The 12,476-nt window shown below is 31.6% G+C and carries 12 protein-coding genes; 8 read left to right on the top strand and 4 right to left on the bottom strand.

What is annotated here, in order from left to right; translation table 11 throughout:
- Window positions 1-52: 52 nt before the first annotated feature.
- From PG914_RS01605 to PG914_RS01590, 4 genes are all read left to right on the top strand, one after another.
- On the top strand, window positions 53-298 hold the full coding sequence (locus PG914_RS01605; protein WP_488821945.1) for a hypothetical protein: 246 nt from the start codon (window positions 53-55) through the stop codon (window positions 296-298).
- An 83-nt stretch (window positions 299-381) separates the two neighbouring features.
- On the top strand, window positions 382-1,050 hold the full coding sequence (locus PG914_RS01600) for an SHOCT domain-containing protein (RefSeq protein WP_488821944.1): 669 nt from the start codon (window positions 382-384) through the stop codon (window positions 1,048-1,050).
- A gap of 3 nt (window positions 1,051-1,053) precedes the next feature.
- Entirely contained in the window at window positions 1,054-1,644 is a 591-nt protein-coding gene (locus PG914_RS01595; protein WP_488821943.1) for a PD-(D/E)XK nuclease family protein, read from the top strand.
- Window positions 1,645-2,289 (top strand): hypothetical protein, encoded by a 645-nt coding sequence (locus PG914_RS01590; RefSeq protein WP_488821942.1) that lies wholly within the window; start codon window positions 1,645-1,647, stop codon window positions 2,287-2,289. It begins immediately after the preceding gene.
- Window positions 2,290-2,309: 20 nt separating this feature from the next.
- Here the strand turns inward: PG914_RS01590 and PG914_RS01585 are convergent, their stop codons facing one another.
- Together PG914_RS01585 and PG914_RS01580 are read right to left on the bottom strand one after the other, a co-directional pair.
- The gene (locus tag PG914_RS01585) at window positions 2,310-3,737 is read right to left on the bottom strand and encodes an O-antigen ligase family protein (RefSeq protein WP_488821941.1); all 1,428 of its coding nucleotides are present in this window, start codon (window positions 3,735-3,737) and stop codon (window positions 2,310-2,312) included.
- The gene (locus PG914_RS01580) at window positions 3,721-5,130 is read right to left on the bottom strand and encodes an O-antigen ligase family protein (protein WP_488821940.1); all 1,410 of its coding nucleotides are present in this window, start codon (window positions 5,128-5,130) and stop codon (window positions 3,721-3,723) included. Before PG914_RS01580 ends, PG914_RS01585 begins: the two co-directional genes overlap by 17 nt.
- Before the next feature lie 239 nt (window positions 5,131-5,369).
- Between PG914_RS01580 and PG914_RS01575 the strand changes: the two genes are divergently transcribed.
- Window positions 5,370-6,647 (top strand): AAA family ATPase, encoded by a 1,278-nt coding sequence (locus tag PG914_RS01575; protein ID WP_488821939.1) that lies wholly within the window; start codon window positions 5,370-5,372, stop codon window positions 6,645-6,647.
- A gap of 5 nt (window positions 6,648-6,652) precedes the next feature.
- Window positions 6,653-7,189, top strand: coding sequence for a hypothetical protein (locus tag PG914_RS01570; protein ID WP_488821938.1), 537 nt, complete (start codon window positions 6,653-6,655; stop codon window positions 7,187-7,189).
- Window positions 7,190-7,226: 37 nt separating this feature from the next.
- On the opposite strand, the gene gdhA is transcribed toward PG914_RS01570, so the two are convergent.
- Together gdhA and PG914_RS01560 are read right to left on the bottom strand one after the other, a co-directional pair.
- Window positions 7,227-8,570 (bottom strand): NADP-specific glutamate dehydrogenase, encoded by a 1,344-nt coding sequence (gene gdhA / locus PG914_RS01565; RefSeq protein ID WP_488821946.1) that lies wholly within the window; start codon window positions 8,568-8,570, stop codon window positions 7,227-7,229.
- A 134-nt stretch (window positions 8,571-8,704) separates the two neighbouring features.
- Window positions 8,705-9,958 (bottom strand): 6-phosphofructokinase, encoded by a 1,254-nt coding sequence (locus tag PG914_RS01560; protein ID WP_488821937.1) that lies wholly within the window; start codon window positions 9,956-9,958, stop codon window positions 8,705-8,707.
- 150 nt (window positions 9,959-10,108) lie between these two features.
- Here PG914_RS01560 and pfkA point away from each other — a divergent pair, with 150 nt between their 5' ends.
- Window positions 10,109-11,059 (top strand): 6-phosphofructokinase, encoded by a 951-nt coding sequence (pfkA, locus tag PG914_RS01555; RefSeq protein WP_488821936.1) that lies wholly within the window; start codon window positions 10,109-10,111, stop codon window positions 11,057-11,059.
- A gap of 34 nt (window positions 11,060-11,093) precedes the next feature.
- Window positions 11,094-12,446 (top strand): pyruvate kinase, encoded by a 1,353-nt coding sequence (gene pyk / locus PG914_RS01550; protein ID WP_488821935.1) that lies wholly within the window; start codon window positions 11,094-11,096, stop codon window positions 12,444-12,446.
- Window positions 12,447-12,476: the final 30 nt, after the last annotated feature.

Raw genomic sequence — 12,476 nt, 5'->3', positions numbered from 1 at the left:
GTATTCGTATGCATCTTTTTATTTGACTTTCTTTAGAAAAAAAGGAGATCTCATGATTAAAAAAGTGTTTTTCGATATATTTAGTGCTAAAAAATTCATGTTATGGTTTGGTTTATTTATTAGTACTATATATTTTATCCAATTGATCATACATACAATTTCTTATAGTTTACAAATCTATCCAGAGATTGCAACGGATATCTTTTTTACATTTTTAGTAACCATACCACTTGTTGTCTTATCATTTATTACTTATGGTGTATTAAAAAAAATAGAATATAAATCAACTCATTTTTAAGTTATGATTTTATATTAAAGTATCTATTTATCATTACTTTCTTATTTGGCTTTAAAAACATCAGTAATTCAGTCGGTTATTATATGACCGCTCTACAAGGTATATTCTTAATTGTTTTATTGATAATCTTACTGTCTTTATATAAGCGTTATTATAATGAAGAATATTTAAATAAACATGAGATGTTATATAGATTGTTTGCAGTAATTATTCTACTTGTAAGTATTTTAGCCTTTCAGTCTTTTTATCAAGTAGATTTTGTAGAGGTACAAGGAATATATTATCCTCTAGCTTTTATGTTAGAAGCTGTTGCTGCCAATTACCTAATTAGTTACTTTATATTCTTTGCTCAACTAAGTATTGGTATCCTTTCATTCTTAGTACTATATTTCCCTGGTATGAGAAAAGGGATTTTAACATTAGGTATATTAAATATTGTATTAAGTCTGTTATATGTACTTATACCAGATGCCATTTTATATGATTATTTCAGTTATTATGATATATACTATTACATAAGCATTGCACCATTTGTAAGTAGTCAATTTGTTTTACATATTGGTGTTGGTATGATTATTATGCATGCTTTAATGTATGCTAAAACAAAAAAAGAAAAGCCTATTAAAGTAGAAAAAGAAGATTCACTTAAAGTTATTGAAAAACTTTTTGAACTTAAACAAAAAGGTTATATCACAGAAACTGAGTTTGAGGAATTAAAGAAAAAAGAACTAGATAAACTCATAGGGGAGTAAATATTGGAAATCATTAATGGTCATGAAGTAGAATTTGATGAACTCAATCATGCTTATTACGTAGATGGTATAAGAGTTTTAAGTGTGTCTCAAATTTGTAAACTTGAAAACCAAGAAATGTATCTTGGGGTTGACCAACAAACACTTAATAATGCCGCTAGAAAAGGTCAAGGGTTACACAAAACCCTTGAACTCTATGAACAAGAAGGTATTATTGATCATAGAAGCCAAGAACTTTCAAACTATATAGAAATCAAAAAGAAATTAAATCTTAAGATGCAACATACAGAACGTATGATCTTAATTGAAATTGATGGAAAAGTGGTTTGTGCTGGCAGATTTGATTTAATGGGAACCATAGAAGGTATACCTGCATTAATTGACTTTAAAAGAACTAGTCAAATTCATCATAATTATGTAAAACTACAATTAAACCTCTATGCCTTAGGACTTAAACAATCATACGGCGATATTGTTAGTAAACTTATGATGATTAGACTTAGATTCAATGAGGTCGACGTTGTACCATTTGATATTGATGAAGATTACACCTTAAGTGTATTAAGAAAATATGTTAAACATGATGCAGTCTAAATGACTGCATTTTTTTATTCAATGACTCATGTTATAATAAACAATCATAGAAGAAATGCTGGTGAAAGAATGGATATCATAAACGGACATAAAGTAAATTACAGCGAAAGCGATGAAACCTTTTATGTTGATGGCAGAAGAGTTCCTTCAATTAGTGAAATCTGTATGGAAGAAATAAAGGATTGGACTTTACCTAATGCCACATTTAGTATAGAATCCATTGAAGGTAACCAAAGACTATCTGAATTAATTGAAATATATGAAAGCACAGGAGCAGTCGATTTTAACAGTCCTGAACTTATAAAATACATAGAAGTTAAAAAAGAATTTGGCATCACCAAAAAATATGAACCACATTTCGTTATACTGGAAGTAGAAGGTAGGGTCATCATTGGTGATATGGTAAGTTCACTTGTTATGATTGATAATCAATTAGTGTTGATGATTGTTCAAAGAGAATCGTTTGTTACCGATGAATTTATGAAACTTCACTTTAATCTATCTGCATTAGGTATTAAACAGACATATAATCAAGATATTCAAAAACTGATGTTTGTCAAACTTTTTGGTGAAACCATTGATGTTACGGAATTTGAAGTAAATTATGAAGCATCAATCCAAACATTAAAGAAATATATCAAGTAAAAAGCAGTCAAATGACTGCTTTATTTTTTGGTTAATTCTAATTTATCAGGTTCTAACTCTAAGCCTGCAAAGAGTACTAAGAGTGGCATCAAATGAATTGGTGCATAATAGGTATTATCAACTAATCCATGTACATGCGTGATGATTAATAGTGATGCAACGATTAATATCTTAAATCCCCATTTACTAACAAATGATTTAATGATTTCAAAGTGATGATAGATTAATGCAAAGAGCCCAATTAACCCCATGGTAGCCAGTGTATGTAAGAAGGTATTATGATAGCTTCTAAAGCTATTGTTTTCCCAAACATCAGAATACCAACTCTTACCCCAAATTGGTGATTCTAAGAAATACCTAATAGCATCTGTCCAGTCTTCCTCACGACCATTTAAGAATGAGTTTGTAGACATAAATGAGATTAAGAAATCATACATGAAGATAACAACTAAGATAGCAAGTAACCCTAAGATAGATGCTGTAATAACGATTGGTTTTTTATACTTTTTATAATCGATTTTAACGTATCTAAAGAATGCGTATATGAAGATAATACCAAATGCTACAACACCTAGATAAGCGCCACGTGAAGTCGTTAACACGATGGTAACAATTGATAAGATTAATGCTAATCCATAAAGAATTTTATTTATAATTTTCTTATCTGTAAATAAGTAATACATTGGTATTGGTAATAAATATGCTAAGACCCCACCAATTGAATTGCCAACGCCCCAACCAACATTAAGTCTGACATAGAATCCATCTTTAATATAACCCCAGCGCTCGTCGATTGCTAGTTTTAAGATATCAATCATTGAACCTGTACCAGCGTGATCAATAAAGTAAATGATGATCATAGTTAAGGTTTGAAGGATGACAACTAAACTTAAGTAGAATAAGGATTTGAATAAATACTCAAGATAAGGCTTTTCATTGGTTGAACGGTAGAATACATAAAGCATAGTATAGATTAAGCCCATTGATGAAATCATAACAATTGAAAACTCAAATGGTTTACCATCTAGTACATAGCCTAAGATTGATATTAAGTATGCAGCACTAAAGATTAATAATGATAACCCTAGTTTTCCAAGGGTTAGTTTTACCTTATAGTAGATAAAGTGGAAGATAAACGCTAGAACTAATATACCAATAACAACATATAATAACCAAAGCTCATTTAATGCTTCCATTCCCATATCTTGATTAGAAAGCATAATAATTGCATGTGGAATTAATGGGAATGTATAAATTGTTTCTTTATAGAAGATTAGAATTACTGATATCAATAAGACAAATAAAACAATACCAAAGAATTCTAATGAATCAAAAGAAGGTTTTGGTCCGATGGAATCTGTATTTATTAACCAAAATAAGAAGGTGAATAAAGAGATTCCAATTAGATAATATTTACTTTGTAGAAATGTTTCAAACTTTTGTCTCATCGATAACCTCTAATGTTTCATCAGAAATATGATCAAATACTGCAAATGACACATAAGTAACAATTGAATAGAATACGAAGTATTGTGTATTATCAATTAAACCATGTAACTGTGTCAAAATGTAAGTAAATAAGAATGCAGCCACTGCCTTATGTTTAATGTGTTTCTTGAATAAAGTACCAATTTGGAAGAAGTGGAAGATTAATACCAAGATTCCAAAGATACCACCAGTTGCTAGTACATGGAAGAATGTTGAATGGTAGACAGTTAATCTATTTTCATTACTATTTAGAATATATGATTCTGTATACCAACTCTTACCAAAGATTGGATAGCGTAGGAATTCACTCCAAGCACTATGTTCATGATCCCACCATAGTGTAATACGTCCAGTTAACATTCCATTTGGATCATCCATATCAATGGTTGAAAAGAATGAATTCCAAACTTCTTTAACAATGTTAGATAATAAGATCATAATAAAGCCGACAAGGAGTAATGAAATAACTAAATTAATCAGTTGTCTCTTATCACGTTTAAAGATTGCGTAAATAAAACATCCCAGTGCTGAAATTGTAATTGTAACAATACTACCTCTAGAATCAGATATATAGATCCAAAAACCAATCCAACCTAGTAATAACCAAGGGAAGATACTCTTTGGATATTTATGTAGATAATAGATGATTGATGAAGAGAAGAGGACTAATAAAATTGTTAAGTCATTAATATTACTCCAACCAGGTAAGAAATTAGTTGGGAAGATAATTAAGAAATCTCTTAATACATTATCGCCTTCATAAAGCGATAATCCATATAACCAACCAGAAAATAGTTGAAGTGATAGCATAATCCCCAGTAAAGCAAGTACTCTCATTAAATAATGTACTTGATTACCCTTGATCGTATTTGCATAGAATAGATAAATATAAGCATAGATGAATCCTAATGAGGATAAGAGTAAGGATACCTCATTAATTGGGGTATAAATCAGTGGAATAATAAAATAAAGGATAACAAAGATAAATGAGATACCTAAACTGTGTAATTTAATCTTTACTCGATAATTAATTAGGTGGAATGCCATCCCTATGAATACTAAAGCTAAATGAATAAAGATTTGCCATGCTTCATGAATTGAATCAATATCAATTTTAGTAATCCCAATTGAAAAGATAATTGATAGTAGAATAGGAATGGTATAAGTCGTATTCTTAAAAAACACCAAGATAACAAATAATGGGAGGGTTAATAAGAACATACTATATAAAGTAGTTGAGATAATCATATCCTCTGGAACATAAAATCTAAATGTCCATATAACAAAAGATATAAGGACAATAAGTGCAGGATATATATGACCTTGTAAAAAACGCTCTATTTTTTCTTTCAAGATAAACCTCTAAAGATGCTAATATCTTTTAATATAGTGTAACATATAAAAATAAAAAAAGGGGACTAAAAGTCCCCCCTATTAATATCCTTGTTCAAGCATCGCTTGATAAATGAACGAATCGAAAAAAAACTAAAATCAACCCCCAGTTAATAAAAAAATATACAAAATGTATAAAAATTATTTAAATAGTTAAAAAGATATGATATAATAGAAACCATATCAAAGGAGGTATTTGTATGATTAAGTACTATATGACTAATATGACTTTTTATGGAATTAAGAATGTATCTAAACCAATATCGTTTAAATTTTATCCTAGTACATTCTCTAAAGAAGTTGATTTATATAAAAAAAATATTAAAGCTATATATGGAGCAAATGGGGCTGGTAAATCAGCATTTGCTCACACCATGTACATTTATAAAATGTTAACAACTCAAAATTCAATTTTAAGTGATAATTTATTTAAAAGTGAATTAAAGGAATTGTTAAATAAAATTACCAATGAAGTATTTTTTAATGTTACTTTTATGGTATATAAAGGTAATCAAGTGTTAAGTAAATTCCGTCATGAATTATTATTGAAGAAGGCTGATGAATTCTATATTGAATATGAAAAACTTATTGAGGTTAAAAAAGATAAAGAAATTGAATTAGCCTACGTTAAAAAAGGAAAAATTTTAAATACGAAAATGTCTGAATCTGTAACAAATAATTTTAATAATTTGTTACTGAAAAGAACGCTAATTGATGTTGCAAATGAGTACCAATTAGGTATTAGTGACACCGAAATCAAACAACTTGATTTTTATGATAAAGTTTATTTACCATTTATTGGGTTTTCAAATAGAATTGAAGTTAAAACAGATTTAACAGACTACCATGGTTTCTATTTCAATGATAATAAGAATGAGTATGGTGAAACTATTGATGGAGTAGGTATTACAGGAATTTTTGGAACGGATTGGATAGTAAATAAGAGATCTAAAGAATCTTTTGAAAAGTTCATTTCGAGAATGGAAAGTTTTATCAAAGTTTTCAAGAAAGATTTAATGAAAATTGACGTTGAATATAAATTTAATTCTCAAGATACCTTACGTTCGAATCTAATTTTTCAATATAAAGATTTTCCATTACATGTTGAATTTGAAAGTGCAGGGATAAAAAAATTAGTAACATTATTTGCTCTATTTGAGGAAAAAGAAAGAGGATCAATTATTATTGTTGATGAATTAGATTCCAATATTAATGATGTATATTTAATGAAATTACTTGAATATTTTGTTAATAATCCAAAGGGACAACTAGTTTTCACAACACATAATATTACTCCAATGCAAGTCTTGTCAAAATCAAAATTTGCGATTGACTTTATTACAGAAGATGGGGAAATTGTAGAGTGGAAACAAAATGGAAATTATAATCCTGCAAAAGTATATCAAAATGGATTGATTGATGGATTACCTTTTAATATTTATCCATTTGATTTTATTGGTATTTTTAGTGAGGATTGATTTCTATGATAAAAAAACCAAAGCAAATTATTTTCTGCGTGGAAACCAGCGATAAAGAAAATTCAGACTCTATTTATATAAGAGAACTTGTTGATTTTTATTATGGTAACACATTCAAAACTAATAAAATTACCTATGATTTCATTCCATTAAATGGGAAATTCGGATATAAAAATACAGAAGTAATCAAATTAATAAAAGAAAAAAAGAAACTTGAAAAGAATACCGCTATTATCTATGTCCTAGATAAAGATGATCATTTAGTCAACCCAAGAGCAAATCAATTTATCTGTGATGCTACTAAATATTGTGAAATGAACCAGTATCACCTGATTTGGTTTGTTGAAGATATTGAGCATGTTTTTCTCGGACGTTCATCGAAAGATAAAAAAATTGACGCAAGAAAGTTTAGTAAGAATCGAAATATTAGTTTAATAAAATCAAAATGTTTTAAATATGATAATCCACAACATTCGGGTAAGAGTAATGCTTTAATAGTGTTAGCTAGTATTTTAGGTGATCCCGATCAAAATGTCAATTAATAATCTATAAGCAACTATTTCAAAGTTGCTTATTTTTTTAATATCCTTGTTCGAGCATTGCTTGATAGAGTCTGATAAATGATTTAATGTTTGCTCCCTTAACTAAATCATATGGATTACCATATAGGGTAGCTACTTCATAAATAGAATCAAAGATATTTTTCATAATTTCTTTTAACTTTAAATCAACAACATCAAAGGTCCATTGTGAGTGTGAAGCATTTTGAGCCATCTCTAAACCTGAAACTGAAACCCCACCAGCATTCGCTGCTTTACCTGGAACAAATAAAACTTTGTTTTCAATTAAGTAGTTTGTTGCATCCAAAGTAGTGGGCATATTAGCACCTTCTAAAACTGCCATGATGCTATTTTGAACTAGCTTCTTAGCATCATCTAAATCCAATTCATTTTGAGTTGCACAAGGTAGTGCGATATCTGCTTTAATGCCCCATAATGATTTAGGGTTAGTGTAAAACTGAGTTTCTGGATATTTAATAAAATATTCTTGAATGGATAGTTTCTCATCTCTTAATCTTTTTACAAATGCGATATCTAAGCCGTTTTCGTCATGAATAACACCATCTAATCCCGACATAGCAATCACGGTTGCACCAAGAAGTGTTGCTTTTTCAGCAGCTGGAATTGAGACATTTCCATAACCAGAGATAATAACTTTTTTACCCTTTAAATCTGTGTTATGGAATTTTTTTATTAAGTGTTCAGTCATATAAATTAAGCCAAAACCTGTGGCTTCATTTCTAACATAACTACCACCATAGTTAACACCTTTAGAAGTTAGGACGCCGTTATGTCTGTTAGTTATTCTTTTATACATACCAAACATATAACCAATTTCTTTGGTTGATACACCAGAGTCAGCAGCAGGTATATCAATATCTGGTCCTGAGTATTTCATGAGTTCAATCATGAATGCCTCACAAAATCTTTTAATTTCGTTTTCGCTTTTACCTCTTGGATTAAAGTCAGCACCACCCTTAGACCCCCCCATAGGAATACCGGTTAAAGCATTTTTTAGTGTTTGTTCAAATCCTAAGAATTTGAAGATAGATTCATTTACATTAGGATTAAATCTAAGTCCACCTTTATAAGGTCCTAAGGCTTGATTGAATTGAACCTTAAACCCACGGTTAACTTGTAAGCATCCATGATCATCTTCCCATACAACTTTAAATGATGCAGAAGTATCAGGTTCAACCATACGTCTTACAACATCTGTTTTGATCACTTCAGGGTGTTCGTCTAAATAATCTGTAATACTACCAAAAAATTCTAAAACTGTTTGTAGGAACTCAGGCTGATTAGGATATCTTTTTTGTAAATCAGCATATAGTTCTTGTAGATAAGTATTCAATTTTGTAATCCCCTTATTATGTTATTATTTTGAAATTCAAAGTATATTCCAAAAGTTATTATACACCAATTTAAAATTAAGGGTTAAAAAAGGTTTTTAAGATAAAAAAAGATGCTAGCAGAAACTAGCATCTGATTTCAAATTTATTTTTTAGCAACTAAAACTTTCTTTAATCTAGCAAATCTTGGTAAGCCATTTTCTTTTTGAAGTTTAGTTTCACCTTGGATTAATGGTAATGCATAATCGATATAGTCTTGAGTTAAACCTTTACCATCAGGTAAGATCCATTCTGCTGGGACTTTACGTTCTGTATTAGCAACAATCTTTAAAGGTAATAATGGGAACTTAGCTTTGTACTTAGCTGAATTTTCATCACGAACGATACCAACGAATTTATCAGTTGTACCAGCAACAGCTTTTTTAACTGCGATAGAACCAACTTTGAATGCTTCTTCAATATCAGTTTGTGAACCTAAGTGAGCAGCAGCACGTTGTAATAATGAGAATTCGATTGCACGTGTTTTAACGCCGAATTTTTCACCTACGTGTTTAGCTAAGATAGAAGCAGTACCACCAAGGTTAGCATGACCAAATGCGTCTTTCTTGATGTCAGCTTCTAATTCAGGAATGTATTTACCTTCTTTAGTTTTAATACCTTCAGAAACGACAACCATTACTGATTTACCAGTCTTAAGTAATGAACCAACTTGTTCGTAGAACTTGTCGATGTCAAATGCAACTTCTGGTAGATAGATTAAGTCTGGTTGTACGCCACCAACTGATGCTAATTGAGCAGCAGCTGTTAACCAACCAGCGTTTCTACCCATAACTTCAACAATAACGAATTGTTGAGTGTTATAGACAGTACCGTCTAAGTATAATTCCATGATTGATGTTGCTACGTATTTAGCAGCAGAACCATATCCTGGTGAGTGGTGGATACCGAATAAGTCGTTGTCAATAGTTTTTGGAACCCCAACAACACGACATTCCCAACCTGATTTCTTCATGAACTTAGAAATCTTTAAGCAAGTATCCATTGAGTCATTTCCACCGTTGTAGAAGAAATAACGAATGTTATATTTCTTGAAAACTTCAAGTAATCTATTGTAATCAGTTGCATCTTTATTTACGTCTTTTAATTTATAACGTACAGAACCGATTGCAGAAGATGGTGTATATTTTAATCTTTCTAATTCAGCTGGATCTTCTTGTCTGATATCATAGAACTCTTCATCTAGAATCCCTCTAATACCGTGTTTAGCGCCATAGATTTCTGTGATTTCTTCATGCTTTAATGCTTCTAAGAACACACCTGCAGCAGAAGCGTTGATTACAGAAGTTGGACCGCCTGATTGACCTAAAAGAGCAGCACCTACTAATTTAGCTTTAGCCATTTTAAAGTACCTCAACTTTCTTATTTGCACTACTAATTTATCATACAAATTACATATTTGCAAACACTTGTAATTTCTTTTTGATATTAATTTATTTATATAAATAATCATGTTATAATATGTAAGTCGTGAGAGGAAGTGACGAGATTAATGAGGATAGCTGTATTGACCTCTGGTGGAGATGCACCAGGGATGAATGCTGCAATTAGAGCGGTCGTAAGAAACGGTATAGAACAAGGACACGAAGTTTATGGCATCTGGGATGGATATCGTGGGTTACTTGAAGACCGATTCTTTCAATTAACATCTAAAGATGTTTCGGGGATGCTATCTCAAGGGGGAACAATGCTTGGTACAGCACGTGTACCGGAATTCAAAGAAGTGCCAGTACAAATGGTGGCTTATGACAATTTAAAGAATCGCGGGATAGATGCTTTAATTGTTATTGGTGGTGATGGTTCATATCGAGGTGCACTTGCGCTCCATGAACTAGGTATCCAAACTATTGGTATACCAGGTACTATTGATAATGACGTTTATGGAACAGACTATACAATCGGTTTCCATACGGCGTTAGACACAATCGTAGATGCGATCGATAAATTACGCGATACATCTAGTTCACATCGCAGATGTTCAATCATCGAAGTGATGGGACGTACTTCAGGGGACTTAGCGTTATACGCTGGTATCTGTGGTGGTGCCGAGTTCATCATTACACCAGAGAACCCATTAGATAAAGAAAAACTCATTAAAACTCTGAAAAAGCACCATGAAGAAGGCAGAAGACACGCGATCATTGTTGTAACTGAACAACAATTTGATGTACACAAATTGGCTGCAGAAATCACTATTAGAAGTGGATTCTCAAGCCGTGCGACCGTCCTTGGATATATCCAAAGAGGTGGCTCACCAGTTCCAGCTGACAGAATTCTAGCATCACGTATGGGAGCTTTCGCAGTAGAAAAAGTTATGGAAGGATTAAGCGGCGTATGTGTTGGTGTTAAAAATGACGAATTAGTCACATCACCATTATCAGAAATCATTAATCATCCAAAAGAACGTGCAGAATTGTACGATTTAGTAAGAAAAATCAAGTAAAATAGAGTAGAGATAGAGAAAGGTATTCAATTTAATGAAAAAGACAAAAATTATTTGTACACTTGGACCAGCATCAGAAAATAAAGAAATGATGACTAAATTAATTAAAGCTGGTATGAACGTTGCTCGTTTCAACTTTTCACACGGTGATTATGAAGAACACGGTGGTCGTTTAAAAACTTTAAGAGAAATCAATGCTGAATTAGGCACTTATGTTGCAGCATTATTAGACACTAAAGGACCAGAAATCAGAACACATGAATTCGACGGTAAAGTTGAAATCGTTAAGGGTTCTGAAGTTAGAATTGGATTTACTCCAGTTTTAGGTAATGCATCTAAATTCTCAGTTTCATATCCAGGTTTATTCGACGATATGAAAGTTGGAGAAATTGTAACTGTTGATGATGGTTACTTAACATTAGAAGTTATTGCTAAAGATGAAGCAGCTCGTGAATTAGTAACAGTTGCTAAAAACACACACACAGTTAAATCACGTCGTGGTGTAAACGTTCCAAACGTTGTATTAAACATGCCATTCATTTCTGAAAAAGATCGTTCAGATATCGAATTTGCTGCTAAGATGGGTTATGATTTCGTAGCTGCTTCATTTGTACGTCGTGCAGATGATGTTAAACAAATCAGAGAAATCTTAGATAACGCTGGTGGACAAAGAGTTCAAATCATTGCTAAGATTGAAAACCAAGAAGGTGTTGACAACCTAGATGAAATCATCGAAATCGTTGATGGTATCATGGTTGCTCGTGGTGACTTAGGTATCGAAGTTGCTAACGAATTAGTACCTATGTATCAAACAGAAATGATCGACAAATGTTTAGTTGCTGGTAAGATTGTTATCGTTGCAACTCAAATGTTAGAATCAATGCAAAAGAACCCAAGACCTACACGTGCTGAAGTTTCAGACGTATTCAACGCTGTAAGAGAAGGTTCACACGCAACTATGTTATCAGGTGAATCAGCTGCTGGTGATTATCCATTTGAAGCTGTTTCAACAATGGCTAGAATTGATGCTAAAGCAGAAACAGTTGTTGACTATGAAGTATTCTTAGATGGTTTCTACAAAGGTGAATCAAATACTGATGCATTAGCTAATGCTGCTGCTAAATTAGTATTAGATTACGAAGTAGATGTTATCTTAGCTGATGGTTTAGAAGTTGCTAAATCAATTTCTAAGTTCCATCCAAAAACTCCAGTAATCGCTATCGTTGAAGATGCGGCTGAAGCAAGAAGTCTTGCAATCAACTTTGCTGTATACCCTGTATTATCTTTAGATGAAGCAAATGACTTAATCGAAGCTTGGGGTATTCAAGCTGGCGAATTCGTCTTAGAAGTTTCTAAAGACTCAACTCGTTTACTACAAATCCAATAATTAATCAACCATATAAGGCTATTTTCCGAA

Source organism: Acholeplasma sp. ORD1043 (assembly GCF_057808485.1).
Note: the sequence above shows the minus strand (reverse complement) of the source record. Positions and strands in the feature narration are given on the sequence as shown.